General features: G+C 64.2%; 19 protein-coding genes and 1 pseudogene. 5 read left to right on the forward strand and 15 right to left on the reverse strand.

Translation table 11 applies throughout. The annotated features are described in order from the left end of the window. Positions 1-48: 48 nt before the first annotated feature. Together NLM32_RS25915 and NLM32_RS25920 are read right to left on the reverse strand one after the other, a co-directional pair. A complete protein-coding gene (locus NLM32_RS25915; RefSeq protein WP_254131674.1) occupies positions 49-1,446 on the reverse strand; it encodes a LysM peptidoglycan-binding domain-containing M23 family metallopeptidase in 1,398 nt (465 codons plus the stop codon). A 109-nt stretch (positions 1,447-1,555) separates the two neighbouring features. After that, positions 1,556-2,206, reverse strand: coding sequence for a protein-L-isoaspartate(D-aspartate) O-methyltransferase (locus NLM32_RS25920; RefSeq protein ID WP_254131675.1), 651 nt, complete (start codon positions 2,204-2,206; stop codon positions 1,556-1,558). Positions 2,207-2,447: 241 nt separating this feature from the next. On the opposite strand from NLM32_RS25920, the gene NLM32_RS25925 reads away from it, so the two are divergent. After that, positions 2,448-2,819: a response regulator gene (locus NLM32_RS25925; protein WP_254131676.1), complete on the forward strand. Its 372-nt coding sequence runs from the start codon at positions 2,448-2,450 to the stop codon at positions 2,817-2,819. Between the two features lie 20 nt (positions 2,820-2,839). Here the strand turns inward: NLM32_RS25925 and surE are convergent, their stop codons facing one another. Further along, positions 2,840-3,607 (reverse strand): 5'/3'-nucleotidase SurE, encoded by a 768-nt coding sequence (gene surE, locus NLM32_RS25930; RefSeq protein ID WP_254131677.1) that lies wholly within the window; start codon positions 3,605-3,607, stop codon positions 2,840-2,842. Between the two features lie 182 nt (positions 3,608-3,789). Here surE and NLM32_RS25935 point away from each other — a divergent pair, with 182 nt between their 5' ends. After that, positions 3,790-4,548, forward strand: coding sequence for a hypothetical protein (locus NLM32_RS25935; protein ID WP_254131678.1), 759 nt, complete (start codon positions 3,790-3,792; stop codon positions 4,546-4,548). Here NLM32_RS25935 and NLM32_RS25940 read toward each other — a convergent pair. The 11 genes and pseudogenes from NLM32_RS25940 to NLM32_RS25990 all read right to left on the reverse strand — a co-directional run bounded on the left by NLM32_RS25940 (position 4,542) and on the right by NLM32_RS25990 (position 15,204). Then, positions 4,542-4,907, reverse strand: coding sequence for a hypothetical protein (locus tag NLM32_RS25940; protein ID WP_254131679.1), 366 nt, complete (start codon positions 4,905-4,907; stop codon positions 4,542-4,544). The genes NLM32_RS25935 and NLM32_RS25940 overlap by 7 nt on opposite strands. 137 nt (positions 4,908-5,044) lie before the next feature. Further along, positions 5,045-6,376, reverse strand: a complete 1,332-nt coding sequence (serS, locus tag NLM32_RS25945; protein WP_254131680.1) for a serine--tRNA ligase — start codon at positions 6,374-6,376, stop codon at positions 5,045-5,047. 198 nt (positions 6,377-6,574) lie between these two features. Beyond that, positions 6,575-7,387, reverse strand: coding sequence for a twin-arginine translocase subunit TatC (tatC, locus tag NLM32_RS25950; RefSeq protein WP_254131681.1), 813 nt, complete (start codon positions 7,385-7,387; stop codon positions 6,575-6,577). After that, complete coding sequence (gene tatB, locus NLM32_RS25955) at positions 7,384-7,902, reverse strand: Sec-independent protein translocase protein TatB (RefSeq protein ID WP_254131682.1); 519 nt, start codon at positions 7,900-7,902, stop codon at positions 7,384-7,386. Before tatB ends, tatC begins: the two co-directional genes overlap by 4 nt. A gap of 88 nt (positions 7,903-7,990) precedes the next feature. Then, entirely contained in the window at positions 7,991-8,224 is a 234-nt protein-coding gene (locus tag NLM32_RS25960) for a twin-arginine translocase TatA/TatE family subunit (RefSeq protein WP_027529733.1), read from the reverse strand. Positions 8,225-8,391: 167 nt separating this feature from the next. After that, entirely contained in the window at positions 8,392-9,144 is a 753-nt protein-coding gene (scpB, locus tag NLM32_RS25965; protein ID WP_254131683.1) for an SMC-Scp complex subunit ScpB, read from the reverse strand. A 21-nt stretch (positions 9,145-9,165) separates the two neighbouring features. After that, positions 9,166-10,005 (reverse strand): ScpA family protein, encoded by an 840-nt coding sequence (locus NLM32_RS25970; protein WP_254131684.1) that lies wholly within the window; start codon positions 10,003-10,005, stop codon positions 9,166-9,168. A gap of 8 nt (positions 10,006-10,013) precedes the next feature. Then, positions 10,014-10,244 (reverse strand): annotated as a pseudogene (locus NLM32_RS25975) (glycoside hydrolase family 3 N-terminal domain-containing protein); the annotation flags it as partial. Between the two features lie 247 nt (positions 10,245-10,491). After that, the gene (locus NLM32_RS25980; protein ID WP_254135424.1) at positions 10,492-12,054 is read right to left on the reverse strand and encodes an SPOR domain-containing protein; all 1,563 of its coding nucleotides are present in this window, start codon (positions 12,052-12,054) and stop codon (positions 10,492-10,494) included. A 141-nt stretch (positions 12,055-12,195) separates the two neighbouring features. Beyond that, positions 12,196-13,986 (reverse strand): arginine--tRNA ligase, encoded by a 1,791-nt coding sequence (gene argS / locus NLM32_RS25985; protein WP_254131685.1) that lies wholly within the window; start codon positions 13,984-13,986, stop codon positions 12,196-12,198. Positions 13,987-13,995: 9 nt separating this feature from the next. Beyond that, the gene (locus NLM32_RS25990; RefSeq protein WP_254131686.1) at positions 13,996-15,204 is read right to left on the reverse strand and encodes a deoxyguanosinetriphosphate triphosphohydrolase; all 1,209 of its coding nucleotides are present in this window, start codon (positions 15,202-15,204) and stop codon (positions 13,996-13,998) included. A gap of 109 nt (positions 15,205-15,313) precedes the next feature. Here NLM32_RS25990 and erpA point away from each other — a divergent pair, with 109 nt between their 5' ends. The 3 genes from erpA (at position 15,314) to NLM32_RS26005 (ending at position 17,978) form a co-directional block, all read left to right on the forward strand. Beyond that, positions 15,314-15,643, forward strand: a complete 330-nt coding sequence (gene erpA / locus NLM32_RS25995) for an iron-sulfur cluster insertion protein ErpA (RefSeq protein ID WP_254131687.1) — start codon at positions 15,314-15,316, stop codon at positions 15,641-15,643. A gap of 556 nt (positions 15,644-16,199) precedes the next feature. Beyond that, the gene (locus NLM32_RS26000; protein WP_254131688.1) at positions 16,200-17,075 is read left to right on the forward strand and encodes a hypothetical protein; all 876 of its coding nucleotides are present in this window, start codon (positions 16,200-16,202) and stop codon (positions 17,073-17,075) included. Positions 17,076-17,195: 120 nt separating this feature from the next. Further along, complete coding sequence (locus NLM32_RS26005) at positions 17,196-17,978, forward strand: alpha/beta fold hydrolase (RefSeq protein ID WP_254131689.1); 783 nt, start codon at positions 17,196-17,198, stop codon at positions 17,976-17,978. Positions 17,979-18,103: 125 nt separating this feature from the next. Here NLM32_RS26005 and NLM32_RS26010 read toward each other — a convergent pair whose 3' ends face one another. Further along, positions 18,104-19,213, reverse strand: coding sequence for a dienelactone hydrolase family protein (locus tag NLM32_RS26010; protein WP_254131690.1), 1,110 nt, complete (start codon positions 19,211-19,213; stop codon positions 18,104-18,106). Positions 19,214-19,242: the final 29 nt, after the last annotated feature.

Genomic DNA, 19,242 nt, shown 5'->3' on the forward strand with positions numbered 1-19,242 from the left:
GGCGACAACTGCGTTCTTGCGGCGAGAGCGAGAGCCTGACGTCAGCGCTCACGCGCCGTTCAGGAATTGAAGCGGGTCAACCGGGCTAGATCCCTTACGGATCTCGAAGTGGAGCTGCGGCGACGCCACCTCCCCGGATTGACCCGACTTGGCAATGACCTGACCGCGCTTGATAGGATCGCCGCGCTTCACCAACAGCTCACTCGCATGGGCATATGCGGTGACGTAGCCGTTGGAGTGCCGAACCAGGACCAGATTGCCGTAACCCTTCAGCTCGTTGCCCGAATAGGCAACGACGCCGTCTTCAGCCGCCTTGACCGGCGTCCCCTCGGGCACCGCGACGTTGATGCCGTCGTTGGACTTGCCGTTGGTCTTGGCGCCGTAGCTCGTGATCACCTTGCCGCGCACCGGCCAGCGGAAGGTCGGCAGCGAGCTGGTGGTCTCGGCAGCTTTCGCCGGCGCCGTCTCGGCGGGCTTCTCTTCGATATTGGTGTTGGCCTGGGCCAGGCGCGCGCTCTGCGCGGGCTGAGCAACGGCGGCCATCTTGGTGGCGGCAACCGGAGCTGCCGCGACCGGCTGCAGTGCAGCCGCCACGGGGGCCGCCGCGACAGGAGCCGGAGCAAGCGGAGCCGCAACCGCCGCCGTCTTGGCGCCCGGCACGGTCAGCTTGGTGCCGAGCTTGAGCTTGGCCGAGGGCTCGAGACCATTGGCACGCGCGAGCTCGGCCGCGGAGATATGGTTCTTGCGCGCGATGCTGGCGAGCGTGTCACCATGATTGACGAAGTGGAGGCTCGGCGGTGCAGCGACGGCAGCAACCGGCTTCGGCGCCATCGCGGGAGCCGCAGCGACCGGAGCCATCACCGGCGCGGGCGCCGCAGCCGTTGCACCGGGATGCGGGATGACCAGTTGCTGGCCGGGCGAGAGCGCGCGCGGACCCTTGTAGCCGTTGGCGGCCATGATCGCCTGCGGGCTCACATGGTAGCGCTTGGCGAGCACGTCGAGCGTATCGCTGGTGCCGACGATGATCTTGGTCCCGCCGGCCGGCTGGGCGGCAGCGACCGAGCGCGGCGGCACGGTGCCGGTCGCCTCAAGACGCGGCTGAGCCGGCGGCGGCGTGTAGGAGCCGAGGCCACGACCGCCTCCGGAGACGCCCCCACCCGCTGCAACCGGGTAGGATTGTGGCGCGGCAACCGCCGGCGGTGGCAAGGCCTGGGACTGATAATAGCCGGGCTGGGTCTGCGGCCGCGCATATTGCGGCAGCTCACGCTGCGGCGGCGGGGCCTGCTGGACCGAACCGGTCGAGTCCGAGAAGGGGTTGGAGAAGTTCGCCTGGGACAGTCGCGACTGTGTGTCGGCACTGCACCCCGCGAAGCTCAAGGAAATCAGCGCCAGGACCGCGACCTGCGGTACGCGGCGCGAGTAAAGCAACTCGGCGACAACAGACATGGTTACTCACTCGTACGCAACAGAACTGGTCTTTTAAGTAAACACGCGTCGAGTAAATAACGGCTTAACCCTCCCAATAAGACCTTGGCAGCGCAGCTGATCCGGAGTTCTACAGCTCCCGCGCCACTCCCGGCAGCGCCGGCACGAAACGAACCTCGACGAGTTCCCTGCGTTCGATCCCGGCTTCGGTCCGGCGCAGGCGGGTCAGCGTCTGCACGCCCTGATGCGGGCCGACCGGCGCGATCAGGATGCCACCGACCTCGAGCCGCTCGACCAGATTCTCCGGAATCTGCTCCACCGCGGCCGTGACGATGATCCGGTCGAACGGGCCGATGTTCGGCGGCAGATTGAGGCCGTCGCCGAGCATCACCTCGACGTTGTGACAGTTGAGCTTCTCGAGCCTGGCGCGCGCCGCGTCCGCGAGCTTGCGGTAGCGCTCGACCGTCAGCACCTCGCGCGTCAGCCGCGACAGCACAGCAGCCTGATAGCCGGAGCCAGCTCCGATCTCGAGCACGCGGTGGCTCTTCTGGAGCTGAAGCTGCTCGGTCATATAGGCGACGACGAAGGGCTGGCTGATGGTCTGCCCGCAGGCGATCGGCAGCGCGCTGTCACGATAGGCAGCGTCGCGATCGGCGGCCTCGACGAACAGATCGCGCGGCACCTCTTCCATGGTCCGCAACACGATCTGATCGCTGATGCCGCGACGCCTCAGCGTGAGCTGAAACATCATCTTTTCCGGCGGGGGCTGATTGGAGGTCATCGCTGCTTATATCGTCTCGTCGGAGGGCCGGATCGTCGCACGCGTCGCTCGGGCCCGGGCGAGAATCCTGTTCCTGCTCTGGAACCTATGATAGCCTTTTGCTGCGGTATTTGACCATAAATTGGCTTGCAGCGGGCGCACCGCAAACGCCGTTTTCGGGCGTCAGCTGGCCGAAACGCGCATTGCGTCGATTCATGTTATCTGCGAACGTTTTCCAGAGATGGGCAAGGACTCAACGACAATGACCGCGACCGGGCTTTCGGGCCGCTCTGTATTCCTCGTCGAAGACGAGGTCATGATCAGAATGATGGTCGCGGATATGCTGGAGGAGCTCGGTTACAAGGTCGCGGCCGAAGCGGGCGACATCAACGAGGCCCTGCGGCTGGCCCAGGCCACCGAGTTCGACATCGCCATCCTCGACGTCAACGTCAACGGCAAGGTGATTTCGCCGGTTGCCGATCTGATCCGGGAAAAGGGCTGCCCGTTCATCTTTGCCACCGGCTATGGCTCGTCGGGCCTACCCGAGCAATACCGCGACCGGCCGGCGCTTCAGAAGCCGTTTCAGCTCGACGCGCTCGGCAAGACCATCGAAGCCGCGCTTCGAACCGGCTAGCCGCTGTTTCCAGATCGTCGTTACCTTAACGTCGCGCTCAGCTCTTCGGAAAACGCTTCATTGGTGCGGTCGAGCCGCAGCGGCGTGACCGAGACGTAGCGCTCGCGCAGCGCCGCGAGATCAGTGCCTTCGGCCGGCGTGTCCATCATCGCCGCGCGTTCGAAGCCGATCCAGAAATAGGGATTGTTGCGACCATCCCTGCGTTCGTCGATCCTGAGGAAGCCGAGATTGCGCTTGCCCTGCCGCGTGACGCGAATGCCGCGCACCTCTTCCGGCGTACAGGACGGGAAGTTGACGTTGATGACGGTGTCCTTCGGGATGCCGGCCTTGATCACCTTGCGCAGGATATCGGGACCGAATTTGCGCGCGGTATCCCACGGCGGCCGTTCGCGCGTCTCAACACTGAATTCCTGCGAGAGCGCGAATGACGGAATCCCCAAGATGGTGCCTTCGAGCGCGCCGGCGATGGTGCCGGAATAGACCACATCCTCGGCAACGTTGCGGCCCTTGTTGACGCCGGAGAGCACGACATCCGGCAGCTTGGCGCCAAGGATATGGCGCGCGCCCATGATGACGCAGTCGGTCGGCGTGCCGCGCACTGCGAAGTGCCGAGGCCCGACTTCGCGCAGGCGCAATGGATCGTTCAGCGACAGCGAATGCGAAACGCCGGACTGATCAAGCTCGGGCGCCACCACCCAGACGTCGTCGGACAGCGCGCGTGCGATCTCCTCCACGACCTTGAGGCCGGGAGCGTGGATGCCGTCGTCATTGGTGCAGAGAATGCGCATGCCGGTGGTCGATTCCTGAACTGGGGTCAGGCCGTCTTATCCGGCTATGGCGGATCAGGCAAACCGGCTAGAGGCGGGAATTCGACTGATGCAATGCAGATCTCTTCTGTGATCTAGCTCATTGCGGCGCCGCAACACCGCATCCTAGTTTTACCGCGCATTTTCAGGCGACCGGGCACAGAATGACCCGCTTTGCAGCCGCTATCCTCCTCGGTTTCGGCCTCTGCGTGACAGGCGCCGGATGGGCCCAGGATTCGGGACCTGCGGACCGCTGCTTTCCCTGGCAGGAGCTCCGCAACGGCGTCTGCGCCGCCAAGTCGGCTCCCGTTGCGCCCGCGCCAGCTCCTGCAGCGCCGGAGCCGAGCCCACCTCCTGCCCCGGCCGAGACCAATGCGACGACCTCGCCGCTCGCCTGCCCACCCAACTCCCATGTCGAGGGCGGCGCCTGCATCACCGACATCGCACCACCCTCCGTCCCACCGCGTGCGCTGATCACCATCACTTGCGTCGGCGGCACCGCGAGCGATGGGCGATGCACCTGCCCGGCCGGATTCGAGTTGATGGCGGCGGGGCCAGATCCGGGCGGCACCTGCGTGCGAGCCAATGCGGACAATTGCCTTGGTGGTCAGATGACGGTCGCCGGCGCTTGCCTGTGCAACGGCCAGGTCACGATGTCCGGACAGGTCTATGATCTCGAATTCCTACGCGGCAAATGCGTACCAAAACGCTGCCCGCGCGATGGCCCTTGCGTCACCGCTGCGGTGAAGCCGGATGCGGATACCTCATCAAGATTGTCGTCGGACGAACGGCCGAGCGAGTGCGGCCACGGCAAGGTCGCAACGCGCCACGGCTGTGCGCCGGCACGGCGCCGCTCACGCGCGACGGACACAAGCAGCTACTTCCGGATCACCCCGGCCTATCCAGGCCCGATGCATTATTGACGGCGGACGCGCCATTGCGGCAGGAAGCGCGCAAGCTTGCCCTCCGCGCGCAGCTGCATCGCCGGCTCGGCGGGGCTGACGGCATGTGTTTCAATCACCCCGAGCGTCTTCAGCTGCGCAACCAACGGGGCTGACGCGGGCGTCTCTGCAAAGCGCTCACGCGCGACCGTCACCGCCTTGTCAAAATCCTCGACGTTGACGCCCGGCTTGGCGCGCCGGCTTTGCACATACGCGTCGTCCCAGAGCCGCGCGATGCCGATGTCGAGCACGCCACGCAAGCGCTGGTCGACGGCCTGGATGCCGGCACCTGTCACCGCCCATTGTCGGCCGACCCAGAAGATGTCGCGGTGCAAGGCCATGGACGATCGGTTCGCGTTGACGGATGGCCAGCAGGATAACCGGCCGCCCGATCTTCGCAACCAAACGTTTCTGCGTTTCAGACGGGCAACGCTTTTTCTTGACGCGAACCGGTTCCCGCTTCGCTCGAAACGCTTCGTTATTCGCGCGCGACCACCTTCAACCCGCCCATATAGGGCTGAAGTACGCTGGGGACAGCAATCGAGCCGTCCTCCTGCTGATAGGTCTCCATGACCGCGATCAGCGCGCGGCCGACCGCCGTGCCGGAACCGTTCAGCGTGTGCACGAAGCGCGGCTTGCCGTCGGGCCCGCGCGAGCGCGCATCCATGCGGCGCGCCTGGAAATCGCCGCAGACCGAGCAGCTGGAGATCTCGCGGAACATGCCGCCCTCGCCCTGCCCCGGCATCCACACTTCGATGTCGTAGGTTTTCTGCGACGAGAAACCCATATCCCCTGCGCAGAGCGTCATCACCCGATAATGCAGGTCGAGCTTTTGCAGCACCTGCTCGGCGCAGGACAGCATCCGTTCCAGCTCGTCCTTGCTGGTCTCGGGCGTCGTGATCGAGACCAGTTCGACCTTGGTGAACTGGTGCTGGCGGATCATGCCGCGCGTGTCGCGCCCCGCAGCGCCCGCCTCGGCGCGGAAGCACGGCGTCAGCGCGGTGAGCCGCATCGGCAGTTGCTTCTCGTCGAGAATGGATTCGCGCGCGAGGTTGGTGAGCGAGACTTCCGCCGTCGGGATCAGGCCGAGGCGCTCGGTCTTCAGCCGCTCATGATCGGGCGACGCGAGCAGCTCGCCCTTGATCGCCCAGAACTGATCGTCCTCGAACTTCGGCAACTGCCCGGTGCCGAACATCACCTCGTTGCGCACCAGCAGCGGCGGGTTGATCTCGGTGTAGCCGTGCTCATTCGTGTGCAGGTCCAGCATGAACTGCCCGATCGCGCGTTCGAGGCGCGCCAGCCCCTTCTTCAGCACGACGAAGCGTGCGCCGGAGAGTTTTGCCGCCGCCTCGAAATCCATGTAGCCGAGCGCGGTGCCAAGATCATCGTGCAGCTTCGGCGCAAAGCCGTAGTTGCGCCTAGCGCCGAAGACGTGGTGCTGGACGTTGCCGTGCTCATCGACGCCATCGGGCACTTCATCGAACGGAATGTTCGGGATCGCGGACAGCTCCTTGATCAGCTCATCGTCGGCCGCCTTCGCGGCGGCCTCGAGCTCGGGCATTGTGGTCTTGAGCTCGGCGACTTCAGCCATCAGCTTGGCCGCACGCGCCTCGTCCTTGGCCTTCTTGGCGTCGCCGATTTCCTTCGACGCAGCATTCCGTCGCGCCTGCGCCTGCTCGGAAGCCAGGATCGACGCCCGCCGACGCTCATCGATCGCGAGCAGCGACGCCGACAGCGGCTTCAGGCCCCGCCGGGCGAGGCCGGCGTCGAAGGCTTGCGGATTGTCGCGGATCGATTTGATGTCGTGCATGGCGGCGGTCCTGAGGCTTGTTGCAAACTTTCAACGCCAACGTTGTAAGTCAGCAATGACTGGCATCCCCTAGCACAGCTGTCGTCACCCGCGAAGGCGGGTGACCCAGTATTCCAGAGACGGGAGCGATTCTCCGAGAGGCCGCGGCGTACTGGATTCCCCGCCTTCGCGGGGAATGACACCGGTGGGCGAGGCGCCCTACTCCGCCGGATTGGCCGGCGTCGACACGTCCGTGCCGGTAGTCGTCTTCGAGGCAGCTGCCTTCTTCTCCACCATCGAGACTGCGATGATCGAGCCCTCGTACAGCGCAAGCAGCGGAATCGCGAGCGAACACTGGCTGAGGATATCCGGCGGCGTCAGGACTGCCGCGATGATGAAGGCCAGAACGATGAAATAGCGGCGCTTCTCGCGCAGCATCTTGGACGTGATGATGCCGACCCGCCCGAGCAGCGTCAGGATCACCGGAAGCTGGAAGGCGATGCCGAAGGCGAAGATCAGCGACATCATCAGCGAGAGATATTCGCCGACCTTGGGCAGGAGCTGGATCTGCGCGGTCTCATCGCCGCCCATCTGCTGCATGCCGAGCGAGAAGCGGACCAGCATCGGCAGCACGACGAAATAAACCAGCGCCGCGCCGAGCACGAAGAAGAACGGCGTCGCGACCAGATACGGCAGGAAGGCCTGCTTCTCGTGCTTGTAGAGGCCGGGCGCGACGAACTTGTAGATTTGGGTCGCGACGATCGGGAACGAGATGAAGCCGGCGCCGAACAGCGCAAGCTTGAGCTGGGTGATGAAATATTCCAGCAGCGCCGTATAGATGAACTTCGAGTTCTCGGCGCCCGCGACCCACACGAACGGCCAGACCAGCACGTTGTAGATCTGCTTTGCGAAGAAGAAGCAGAAGATGAAGGCCACGCCGAAGCCAAGCAGCGCCTTGATCAGCCGCGACCGCAGCTCGATCAAATGGTCCATCAGCGGGGCTTTGCTGGCCTCGATATCGGCGTCGCTCATGACGCTTTGGCGTCCTTGATCGCTTCGGATGGCGCCGTGTCTTGCGTAACAGTGTCCTGTGCGACCGGCGCCTGCTCGACCTCACTTGTGATGGCGAGCGGCTCATTCACGGCCGAATGCGCTTCCGCTTCCACGAAGGTCTCCGGTGTCGGGGCTTCCGGCGTGGTCGGACTTGCCGGCGGTTCGACAGCAGTTGTCGTGGGCGTCTCAGCCGGCTTGTCGAGCGCATCGACGCGAAGCGCGTCGCTGACGTCCTTCTGCAGCGAGGTCATCAGACCGCCGCCGGTGAAGCCGGAGGCGGCTTCCTTGACCTCGTCAAAGCTCTTCTTGAGGTCGGCCATCTCGGCCTCGCGCATCGCTTCCTGGAACTGGCCCTGGAATTCGGCGGCCATCTTGCGGGCCTTGCCCATCCATTGGCCGACCATGCGCAGCACGCCCGGCAGCTCTTTCGGGCCAATGGCGACCAGGGCCACGACCCCGATCAGAACCAGCTCACTCCAGCCGATGTCGAACATGACGTCTTCCGTTCACGCGAAGCCACGATCGGCCCAATCCCTCACGCGCAGGATCGGGTCCGCTTCCCGCGTCTCGCGTGCTCCTGGCTCAGACGGCCTTGCTGCCGACGTCGGATCGCGCCGCGGTCGGCGCGGCATTGTGCTCGATGGACTTCGAGGGCTCCTGCTTCTCGGCGGGCTTGTCGTCGTCCTGCATGCCCTTCTTGAAGGCTTTGATGCCCTGCGCCACGTCGCCCATCAGATCCGAAATCTTGCCGCGGCCAAACAGCAGCAGGACCACTGCGATCACCAAGATCCAGTGCCAAATGCTAAGTGAACCCATCCTGCAACCCTCCAAACGCGCATGGCCGGGACCCGGCCGATCTTGACCGGAACGTAGGCTTCGCAGGCCTCAAAAACAAGGACCAAGGCAGCGCCAATTCGCTGTTGGCGCTACGTAATCTTGCTAGTGTTAACTGGTCGCAGGGGGCCCGTAAAAAGGGCGGAGGATCACTCCTCGCTCCCGCCCTCGCCGCCCTCATTGCCGCCTTCCGGCGGCGTCTCGGGCTCGATCGCCGGCGCCAGCGCCAGATCGAGGTCCTCGCCCGGTTCCAGGGGATCCTCGTCCTCACGCAGCGCCGGGTCATCCGAGGGCGTCGGTACGCTGAAGCCGGTCGGCAGGCGCGAATCCAGCAGGCCGGTGCCCTTCAGTTCCTCCAGGCCCGGCAGGTCGCCAAGCTGTTCCAGGGTGAACTGCGACAGGAAGTCCTCAGTGGTTCCGAAGGTCAGCGGGCGGCCGGGCGTCTTGCGACGACCGCGCGGCTTGATCCAGCCCGTCTCCAGCAGCACGTCGAGCGTGCCCTTGGAGGTGACGACACCGCGGATCTCTTCGATCTCGGCGCGCGTCACCGGCTGGTGATAGGCGATGATCGCCAGAACCTCGATCGCCGCGCGCGACAGGCGGCGGGTCTCGGTGCTCTCGCGCGTCATCAGCCAGGACAGATCACCGGCGGTGCGGAACGTCCATTTGTTGGCGACCCGCACGAGGTTCACGCCACGCAAGGCGTAGTCGGCCTGGAGCTGCTCAAGCGCGGCCTTGACGTCGACGCCCTCGGGCATGCGCTTGGCCAGCGTCGCCGTATCCAGTGGTTCATTCGAAGCAAACAGCAGCGCTTCCAGCAGCCGCAATTCTTCGGGACGTGCCTGGGACTCGTTCTCCATCGGCTCGGCCTCTTCTACCCGCACTTCAGCCAGGCTTGCCATGGCAGCTTCTCCTTCTTGCACTTAACCGACCGGCGCATCGGGCGCAGGAGCTGCGTCCACGACCGGCTTCGGGCGCCCCTTCCGGAAATAGATGGGCGCAAACGCCTCTTTCTGGTTCAGCTCGAGCTGACCTTCGCGCACGAGCTCAAGCGCAGCGGCGAAGCTCGAGGCGAACACCGTCGCACGCTGCGTCGGATCGGCGACGTGACGGACCAGGAAATCGTCGAGCACGCCCCAATCGTCCTGTTCGGTGATGCTGCCGACCAGCCGCTCCAGCGTGGCGCGCGCCTCGGCGAGCGACCACACCGTACGCTTGGCCAGATGCACGCTCGCCAGCACGCGCGACTGGCGCTGGGAGGCATAGGCCGTGAGCAGGTCGTACAGCGTCGCGGTATATTTCGGATGCCTGATCTCGGCGATCTGCTCGGGCTCACCGCGCGGGAAAATGTCGCGCAGCAATTGCTGCCGGTTCATCAGCCGGTTGGCGGCTTCGCGAATGGCTTCCAGGCGGCGCAGACGGTTGGCGAGCGCAGTCGCCATTTCCTCGGCGCTCGGACCTTCCGCACTCGGCGGCTCCGGCAGCAGCAGGCGCGATTTCAGGAAGGCAAGCCAGGCGGCCATCACGAGATAGTCGGCGGCAAGCTCGAGCCGGATCTTTCGCGCAGCTTCGATGAAGTGGAGGTACTGGTCGGCCAGCGCCAGGATCGAGATCTTGGCGAGATCGACCTTCTGGTTTCGCGCCAGCGCGAGCAATAGGTCGAGCGGACCTTCATAGCCCTCGACGTCGACGACCAGCGCCGGTTCATCCTCGGCCAGCTCTGCGGGCCGCCCGGTTTCAAACGATAGGATTTCTGCGGTCATGCGGATGCCGTGGTTGCGGTCAATGCGTCCAGTTCCGCATTGTCATTGCTGTAAAGCGCCGTGTCGCAGCCGGCTGCGAAGATGGCGCGAATTCGCCCGGCGATGCCTCCGGACAGCGCGTTCATCGGCACGTCATCACTCATTAACAAACCCTGGAACCCGACTGCGCTGCGAATCACCTGAGCAATCATTGTCGCAGAAGTCGTCATTGGATGGGCGGGCTCGGCAGCGCCATCCACGGGAATGCTGAGGTCGCCGCGATTGGCCGCGGTTACCCCAATAGCGATCGATTCTCTAAGCGGCACCGGGACTTGCGTGCCAATTCCGACGCGGCGACTGAAGGGAATGAAGTCCCATGGGCATTCAGCACGGCTAAACGCCCGCCTGGCAGCGGTCAGTTCCGTTCCGGATACGCCGGTATTGAAGGCCCGCGTGCTCATAGGGGCCGATTAACCTTGCCCCGGGAGGGGGTCAAGGAAACGGCCGCTAATTCCTCTGGACGAAGCAGGACGGCAGACCAGCCGACTTCAGATTGTTGCAGGCCTGCACCGCCTCGTCGGCCGAGCCATATGGTCCGGCGAAGGCGCGGTAGACGATCCCCTTGCCCTTATCGGTCAGGTCGACGCGCTTGATGACCGGCGAGCGGCCGCCGAGCACACTGCCATATTTGCTCTGCAGCACCCGGTAGGACGCGGCGGCACTATCCTCGCTCTGCTGCGAGGACACTTGCACGACGAAGCCACCGCCGCCGCCGGGCGCGGGCGCGATTTGGGTCGGAGTGTTCGCAGCCATCCGCTGCGCCTGCTCCGCGGGCCCAGCCTGCGGCGCCAGCGAGAGCGGCTGGTTGACGCTGGCATTGGCCGAGGTCGGCGGCGTACGCGGTGCGGCCGGTGCAGCCGGTGCAGCGACCGGCTTCGGCGGCGCGACCGGCTTGGCCGCCGAGGCTGCGGCGGTCTGCGGCACGGCGCTGTCGGTCTGATCACCCTTCACAGCCACGGTCTTGATCGAGCGCGGCGCACTGTTCGGCATCGTCCCGTTGCTCGGGACCGGACCGGCATTCTGTGGCGGAATGTTGGACGGCGACACGCTCGCAACCGGCGGCGGGTTCGCATTCGGATTCAGCGGCGGAAACACCACGCGGGGACCTGCCGCCTTGGCATTGACATCGACGGGCGCCTCCTCGCGCGGCACGATCTTCTCGCTGCCGTCGCCGCTCACCATGCGGTCCGGCACCTTGGCCGAGGAGTCCGACGGCGCCGGCACGATCTTGGTCGGCGTGTTGTCGGCCTTGATGATCGGCGGCTCGCCGCTGCGGGGCGAGCCGATATAGGTCTTGTAGGCGAAGGCCGCACCAGTTCCGACCACAGCCAACGCGAGGATCGCGGCAACCGTCATCATGCCGCCGCGCGATTTCCTGGGCTCGTCGAGATCGGCCTCGGGATAGTCGCTCTGGAACGCGTAAGGGTCGTCCGGATAGGCCGGCTCACGCTGAAAATCCTGCTCGCCCGACTCGAGCCGCCCGTAGAGCGCATCATCGTAGCGCGCCGGATCGGGCTGCTCGTACGCTTGCTCCTGGGCCTGCTCCTGATGGTAGGCTTGCTGTTGGTAAGCCTGATCCTGGTAGGCGCGATCCTGATAGGCCTGCGGCTGATGAAACTCAGGCTCCGGCGCAGCCGGCTGGGCTGAATAGCGATGCAGGGGATGAACGGGATTCACGGCGACGGGATAGTCGGGCTCGAGCGCCGGCTGCGGTTGCACGTTGGCGCGCCGCATCCATGACGGCGGCCCCGGCTGCGGCGCGGCCGACTGCTCGGCGGCATAGTCGTGCTGATAGCCGTCCTGCGAATAATCGTCGTCCTGATAAGTTTGCGCAGGCGCTGGCGCTGCTGCCGGCGGCGCACCTGGACGACCCTGCGCTGCGAACGGATCGGTCTGTCCAATCAGGCGGGCGAGTTCGGCCAAGGGATCGGTCTCCGCTCTCCCATGCTGATCGCCACCGCGACCAAAGTCGTCGGAAGGAAACGGTCGGTGCTGATATCGTTCGGCCATCGTGATGATGCGTCCCTTCGGGAAAGCCGCGCGCCCCTCGACCAAGGCGCGGCTTTCGACCCACAAGGCTTTCAACCAAGTCTAAGCGATCCGGCTTCTGCCGGTACCCCCAAATATTCCCCTTAAGTAGTTCGCCCCAAACTACCGCATCTCGTCCGGAGCATGGACGCCGAGGATGGCGAGGCCCGATGCCAGGACAGAGACGACGCCCTGGACCATGGCCAGTCGCGCCTTTGTTAGAACTGCATCATTATTGATAATGAAGCGTAAATAGGGCAAATCGCGCCCCCTCGTCCAAAGTGCGTGAAATTCGCTCGCTAAGTCATAGAGATAAAAGGCAATACGGTGCGGCTCGTGGGCCGCGGCAGCGGCTTCCAGCATGCGAGGATAAATTGCAAGGCGCTTGAGAAGGTCGAGTTCGACAGGGTCAGACAGCCGCTCCACCGCCGACTCACCGAGCCAGGTGATCCGCTTGTCGGCATCCTCGGGGAGTTCCGGGAACACCTCCGCCCGCGCGTTGCGGAAGATCGAATGACCGCGGGCGTGGCCGTACTGGACGTAGAACACGGGATTGTCCCGCGACTGTTCCATGACCTTGGCAAGGTCGAAGTCGAGCACCGCGTCGTTCTTGCGGTAGAGCATCATGAAGCGAACGGCATCCTGGCCGACTTCATCCACCACCTCACGCAAGGTGACGAAGTCCCCGCTCCGCTTGGACATTTTCACCGGTTCGCCGTTGCGCAGCAACTTCACGAGCTGGACGATCTTGACGTCGAGCTCCCCCTTGCCGGAGGTCGTCGCCTTCACTGCGGCCTGCATACGCTTGATGTAGCCGCCGTGATCGGCGCCCCAGACGTCGATCATCTCCGCAAAACCACGGTCGAACTTGTTCTTGTGGTAGGCGATGTCGGAGGCGAAGTAGGTATAGGAATTGTCCGACTTGATCAGCGGACGATCGACGTCGTCGCCGTAGGCGGTCGCCTTGAACAGCAACTGCTCGCGGTCTTCCCAGTCCTCGACCGGCGCGCCCTTCGGCGGCGGCAGGCGGCCTTCATAGATGTCGCCCTTGGCCTGCAGGAACGAGATGGTCTCTGCAACCTTGTTGTTGCCGCTCTCGATCAGCGAGCGCTCCGAGAAAAACACGTCGTGGCGGATGTTGAGCGCGGCGAGATCGTCCTTGATCTCGTCCATCATCATCGCGATCGCCTTGGCCCGCACCGTCGGCAGCCATTGCGCCTCGCTCATCGCGAGCAGCTTGTCGCCATGCTCCTTCGCCAGCGCTGCGCCGACCGGCTTCAGATAGTCGCCCGGATAGAGCCCTTCCGGAATCGCACCGATATCCTCGCCGAGCGCCTCGCGATACCGCAGGAACGCAGAGCGCGCGAGCACATCGACCTGGGCGCCGGCGTCGTTGATGTAATATTCGCGGGTGACGTCGTGGCCGCCGAACTGAAGCAGGCTCGCCAGCGCGTCGCCGAACACGGCGCCGCGACAGTGGCCGACATGCATCGGTCCGGTCGGATTGGCCGAGACGTATTCGACATTGACCTTGGAGCCGCCGCGGACGCGGCCGTAATCGGCCCCCTCGCGCAGTACCGTCCGCAGCGCCTCGGCCCAGGCGGTCGGGTTCAGGGTCAGGTTGATGAAACCGGGACCGGCGACGTCGACCTTGGCAATCAGTGCGTCGGCGCGAAGCCGCTCGGCGATCTGCTCGGCGAGGTCCCGGGGCTTTGCCTTTGCCTCTTTCGCAAGCACCATGGCGGCGTTGGTCGCCATGTCGCCATGGGTCGCATCGCGCGGCGGCTCGACCACCACGCGCGAGAAATCGATGCCCTCGGGCCAGTTGGCTTCCGCCGCGAGCGCGCGGCAGGCGGCGTGCACGCGTGCGAGCACGTCGGCGAACAGATGCGGTGCTGAGGATGTGTCGGGCATGGGCGCCGCCTAACGCAAATCCGGGGTCGAGTCAAAGAGCCGCTGGTGCTCGGTCAGGGCGAAACGGTCGGTCATTCCGGCAATGAAATTGCCGATCCGGCGGGCCCGGTCGCCCTCGTCGTCCGCCTCTGCTCCGACCAGCCATTCCGGCGGGAGGTCGGCTGGTGATGTCAGGTACTTTGCGAACAAGTCGAACAGGATCTGTTCCGCCTCCGCCATCACCCGCACCACCCGCTTGTGGCGGTACATGTGCCCGAAGAGGAAGCGCTTGATGGCAGCCTCCTCTGCGGCAACCTCCGCCGGGAAAGCGACCAGCGCCCGGCTCTGCTGGCGCACGTCCTGGGCCGACTGCGGCCGGACGGCGGCGATGTTCTTCTGCGCCTCTGCGAACACCGCGCCGATCAGGTGCGAGATCAGCTCGCGCACCAGCTCGGCCCCACGCCTGACGTCTTCGAGATCGGGATAATGCGCCGAGGTCTCGGCGATGATCTCGGCCGTGAGCGGCATCACCTTGAGATCGTCGAGGTGGAACAGACCCGCGCGCAGGCCGTCGTCGATGTCGTGGGCGTCGTAGGCGATGTCGTCGGCGATCGCCGCGACCTGGGCCTCCAGCGAGGCGAAGCTCCACAATTCGAGGTCGTAGCTCTTGATGTAGTCGGCGATTCCGACGGGAATGCCATGCTCGCGATAGCGCCCGACCGGCGCACCGCTGCGGTCGGTCAGCGGGCCGTTGTGCTTGACGATGCCTTCGAGCGACTCCCAGGTCAGGTTCAGCCCGTCGAACTCGGGATAGCGGTGCTCCAGCGAGCCGACGACGCGAAGCGCCTGGGCGTTATGGTCGAAGCCGCCGAAATCCTTCAGGCAAGCATCCAGCGCCCGTTCGCCGGCATGGCCGAACGGCGGATGACCGAGATCATGGGCGAGCGCCAGGGTTTCCGTGAGGTCCTCGTCGAGCCCAAGCTGGCGGGCCAGCGCGCGGGCGATCTGCGCGACCTCCAGCGAATGGGTCAGCCGGGTGCGGTAATGGTCGCCCTCGTGGAACACGAACACCTGGGTCTTGTACTTCAGGCGGCGGAACGCGGTGGAATGGATCACCCGGTCGCAATCCCGCCGGAACGGGCTGCGGGTCCGGCTCGGAGGCTCGGCGACCAGCCGGCCACGGCTGCGCTCGGGGTCGCAGGCATAGGGCGCGCGGGGGGCAGCCATTCCGACGGACACGACGAATTTAGTCCCTATCCATTTGATTCTGCGTATCCTTGCACTTAACTATGCCGGACGCGGGATACCAAATGAATTGGCTATGACGCGGGCCTATCGGAGACGAACTATGACCACCCCTGTGACCATCAGTGACCGCGCCGCCCGCCGGATCGGGGAGATCCTCAAGTGCGAAGGCACAGGCGCGATGCTGCGCATCTCGGTCGAGGGCGGCGGCTGCTCCGGCTTCCAGTACAAGTTCGACATCGACCGCGACCGCACCGACGACGATCTCGTGATCGAGCAGGAGAACGCGGTGGTGCTGGTCGATTCCGCCTCCCAGCCGTTCCTGGCGGGCTCGCAGGTGGATTTCGTCGACGATCTGATCGGCGCCTCGTTCCGCGTCAACAATCCCAATGCGACGGCGTCCTGCGGCTGCGGCACCAGCTTCTCGATCTAGCCGAACTCAAAATCCGTAAACAACCCCATGCACCGTAGCCGGCCGGTCGGCACGGTGAATTTCGTATTTTACGAAAACAATTTGACCCGTCGGGCAAAACAGGGGTAATAGGTGATCATCGCGAGATCCCAGGGTCGGGGAGCTCGACCTGACACACAGACGCGGCGGGCTCGATACGGCCCAACGCCGAAGCGGCCCCCGCTGCAGTCCAATCCTTAGAGAAAGCTGGAATCTCGTCAGCAGCGCCATCTCGGAGGCGCGGCGGGCAGAACGGCCTCAAATGAGTTGATGGTGCGACTGCTGTCGGCCCGATTGGCGGGATCGACCATGAACCCGTTGTCTGCCCAACACGACCAAATGCACATGCGGCGGGAAGCGCCGCTATCGACCGTGCTTTCGACAGACCCATGCCCGCGGAAGAATGCCGATGATCTTGCGGCGCGTAAGTGAGCACGTCGCGACGTGCCGATTGAGCCGCAGGGATGTTATCGCAGCCATGGCCGCAATGGTGACAACCGGCTTGCCGGCGCAAGCGCATGGCGCAGGAGACTCGGGCATGTATTTCGTTCCGGGCGGCCGGATCGGTTTTCAGCGTCCGGCAACTATCACCCCCCAGACAAACAGTTGGCATCTCCTGTCGCCAGACCACACGCTCCAGGTGGAAGTCAGGGAAGCCCTGCGAATCGACGCGGATTGGGACGATCGGATGTTGGCACCGGCCCGTCATGCTCTCATTGCATCGGGCTTTCTTTCGCCGGGCATAGAGCATCGGCATTTCCGCGACCAGCGGTTCGATGAACATGACGCCGACTATGCTGCGAACACTCATGTGTTTCGAGACGACCACTGGATCGGGCAGATCAGGATTTCGACGAGCACGCTTGGTTCACAGTTCTTGTCGATCCCCGGCGGACAGATCGCGCGCTGGCGGGATGTGACTGATGCACTGATTGCGTCACTCGCGGTACGTCCCTCCCCATCGGCGTCGGAGGCGCTGGCGGAGTTGCGGGTGTATTTGACCCTCGACGATCTCAATCCCCGCCTGGTCGGCAATCAACTCATCCTGAGCATCGTGCCACCGGCGACGCCGCTGGAAGCGTCAGGGGTCAATGGCTCCTACATCTTGCTGTCCCAACTCTCGCTGTTACCCCTCGGCAGTCCTGAGAAACTCGAGCAGACGACGAATGCGGCCTTCGCCCTTTATCAAGGAACCCCTGGCAGCCGGGTCATTGCTGGTTCGGACTGCCGTGGAGTCGTTCTGCGCGAGAACCGACGGGCCGACGGTGACGAGGTGACCTTCTCGACCAAAGTCATGGCTTTTGGACGGACGCGACAACTCGAGATCTCGTCGCATTATAGCTTGGGCGATCGCGACCGAATCCTGCAAGCCCTTGAACGAGTCGTCCTCTCGCTCTCACTTCCCGACGGCTGATGAACCGAAATCATAGCGCCACAGCGAAACAAGTGGCCATCTTCATCGGCGGTGGCGCTCCACTTAGATCAAGGTCTCGCTAGAGACACCCGGACATGTCGGTGAATACGGAGATGATCCATGAAACTCGCGCGTGATGGCATCCAGCTTTCCTTCGACATCGCCGGGGCGGGACCGCTGCAATTTCTTTTCGTCCATGGCCTCGGCGGCGATCGCACGCATTTTGCGCCGCAGATGGCGTATTTCGGCCGTCAAGGTCGGGCGTTGAATGCCGAGTTGCGGGGGCATGGTGAAAGCGACAAGCCGCAACAGGTGTATTCGATCGAGGGCTTCGCCGATGATCTCGTCTGGCTTTGCAACCAACAGCAGATCGCAAAGCCGGTCATCGTGGGTCAGAGCATGGGTGGCAACATGGCGCTCGAAATCGCCGCCCGCTATCCGGATTTTCCTGCGGGCCTGGTGCTGCTCGATTCAGGGGTGTTCTTCCCTGCCTCAGCAGGCACGGTGTTCACCGGCTATTTGGAAGGCCTGAGCGGGCCGAACTTTACGGACGAGGCGCGGAAAATCGTGGCGGACTCCTGTCTGCCGACGGACGCCTGCCGCGCCCATGTTGAACAGACCTTCCTGGCGACGCCACAGCACGTGCTGGTATCCACGTTTGAAAGTCTGTTCCCCTGGGATGAGCATCGGGCGCGCGAGTGCGCCCAGGCGTGCCGGGTCCCGGTGCTCTACATCGAAGCGGCCCATCGGCTTGCGGATCTGGATCGTTTTGCGGCGCTGTGCCCGCAATTGATCACCGCGAAGGCCGTAGGCTCCGGGCATTTCCTGTCGCTGGAAGTGCCGGAGCAGATCAACCCGATGATCGACCGGTTTATCTCGCTCTACGTGCGAGGACCCGAGTAAGCTTCAAATTGCGCAGGTGCATTCAACAATGCCGATCTTCGCCTGCCGTGGCCGCACCAATAGCGGCTGAAGGCGGTCGCCGGGCGAGTCTATGGAAACTGTAACGGCGCCGCTTGGACTGCAGTTCAATCCCCCGCAAGCTTCTGTCCGACCGCGTAAAGCCTGCAATCTTCGCCGTGCGAATTGATCTTGCATCTCATCACAGCAGGCTCGCGCGCCTCGACGGCTGTGCGACCAAATCCAGTCCCGCAGTGGCCGCCCGTGCTCACCGCGAAGGCCTTGACGTCATCGGGATTGGCGAGGTAGGCCGCGAACGATTCCTGGCAAGCGGCGACAGCCCCCGGCGGGATCGGCAGCTCTGCAAACAACGGCGCCGCTATGACAGTCCTGGTTGGAAGACCCAACTTTTCAAGAAAAGGGTCAACGGATGGAAACCAGGTGTCTGCCGGCGCGAGCATGACGGTATTGTGGCCGTTCGATCCGAACGGAGGCAGCACATGCAACTGCGCAGGCGCACCGTCAGCGCTGTAGGCCGCGAACATGCGCCGTGCCAAGTCTGGACCGTAGAATTGATCGTTCTCGGCATAAAGCCAAAGCATGGGGATACGGGCCGTGTGCCCCAATGCGGCGACTGTATCGACCAGATGATCAGGCGAGCAAGGTTGGTTGGGTGCGGAGAAGCTATTTCGACCGCCGTCAAAATTCACGGCGCCAACGACCCCCGGTATGTTCTGTGCGGCGACGCCCATCACCGTGAGCCCCCCAACGGAATGACCGAGCAAGACAACATGCTCAGCGTCGACCCAGGGCTCATTGCGCAGTGAAGCGACCGCCGCAATGATATCGTCGCTAGCAGCGCGCACGGCCGGAAGATAGTCGCAGGTCTGCCGCGCAGACTCGGAGAACCCGCCCCCAGATCGGCCATAGCCACGACGCATGATCGAGACCACTGCATATCCTCGCTGCGCGAAGGCGACGGCTGCCTTGCTGTAGTCCACCGGAGAGCGGTTGAGGATTTCAGTGAAGAATTCCTCGCCGAAGCCGTGAGGCATTCCGTGCGTGATCACGACGAGAGGAAATTTGCCGGGGCGATCAGGACGAATGACGAAGCTTTCCAGCGACACCTTGTTGCCGGAGATCACCACGGGCAACATCATGTGCGCGCTCATCAACGGCCCGTCGCCGGCGCGGGCGGAGGCCGTGAACAAGATGAGAAGCAGGGCAAGGAGGCGCATGGGTTCAAGGTAACACGGTGCCTTCGAAT

The organism is Bradyrhizobium sp. CCGUVB14 (assembly GCF_024199935.1).
Classification (GTDB): domain Bacteria; phylum Pseudomonadota; class Alphaproteobacteria; order Rhizobiales; family Xanthobacteraceae; genus Bradyrhizobium.

Excerpts from the sequence above, each read along its gene's own strand:
- tatC (WP_254131681.1), bottom strand. The coding sequence starts at position 7,387 with ATGAGCGACGCCGATATCGAGGCCAGCAAAGCCCCGCTGATGGACCAT.
- erpA (WP_254131687.1), top strand. The coding sequence starts at position 15,314 with ATGACCACCCCTGTGACCATCAGTGACCGCGCCGCCCGCCGGATCGGG.
- NLM32_RS26005 (WP_254131689.1), top strand. The coding sequence starts at position 17,196 with ATGAAACTCGCGCGTGATGGCATCCAGCTTTCCTTCGACATCGCCGGG.
- surE (WP_254131677.1), bottom strand. The coding sequence starts at position 3,607 with ATGCGCATTCTCTGCACCAATGACGACGGCATCCACGCTCCCGGCCTC.
- NLM32_RS26010 (WP_254131690.1), bottom strand. The coding sequence starts at position 19,213 with ATGCGCCTCCTTGCCCTGCTTCTCATCTTGTTCACGGCCTCCGCCCGC.
- NLM32_RS25920 (WP_254131675.1), bottom strand. The coding sequence starts at position 2,206 with ATGACCTCCAATCAGCCCCCGCCGGAAAAGATGATGTTTCAGCTCACG.
- tatB (WP_254131682.1), bottom strand. The coding sequence starts at position 7,902 with ATGTTCGACATCGGCTGGAGTGAGCTGGTTCTGATCGGGGTCGTGGCC.
- serS (WP_254131680.1), bottom strand. The coding sequence starts at position 6,376 with ATGCACGACATCAAATCGATCCGCGACAATCCGCAAGCCTTCGACGCC.
- NLM32_RS26000 (WP_254131688.1), top strand. The coding sequence starts at position 16,200 with ATGTATTTCGTTCCGGGCGGCCGGATCGGTTTTCAGCGTCCGGCAACT.
- NLM32_RS25935 (WP_254131678.1), top strand. The coding sequence starts at position 3,790 with ATGACCCGCTTTGCAGCCGCTATCCTCCTCGGTTTCGGCCTCTGCGTG.
- NLM32_RS25940 (WP_254131679.1), bottom strand. The coding sequence starts at position 4,907 with ATGGCCTTGCACCGCGACATCTTCTGGGTCGGCCGACAATGGGCGGTG.
- NLM32_RS25970 (WP_254131684.1), bottom strand. The coding sequence starts at position 10,005 with ATGACCGCAGAAATCCTATCGTTTGAAACCGGGCGGCCCGCAGAGCTG.
- NLM32_RS25980 (WP_254135424.1), bottom strand. The coding sequence starts at position 12,054 with ATGGCCGAACGATATCAGCACCGACCGTTTCCTTCCGACGACTTTGGT.
- scpB (WP_254131683.1), bottom strand. The coding sequence starts at position 9,144 with ATGGCAAGCCTGGCTGAAGTGCGGGTAGAAGAGGCCGAGCCGATGGAG.
- NLM32_RS25960 (WP_027529733.1), bottom strand. The coding sequence starts at position 8,224 with ATGGGTTCACTTAGCATTTGGCACTGGATCTTGGTGATCGCAGTGGTC.
- argS (WP_254131685.1), bottom strand. The coding sequence starts at position 13,986 with ATGCCCGACACATCCTCAGCACCGCATCTGTTCGCCGACGTGCTCGCA.
- NLM32_RS25915 (WP_254131674.1), bottom strand. The coding sequence starts at position 1,446 with ATGTCTGTTGTCGCCGAGTTGCTTTACTCGCGCCGCGTACCGCAGGTC.
- NLM32_RS25925 (WP_254131676.1), top strand. The coding sequence starts at position 2,448 with ATGACCGCGACCGGGCTTTCGGGCCGCTCTGTATTCCTCGTCGAAGAC.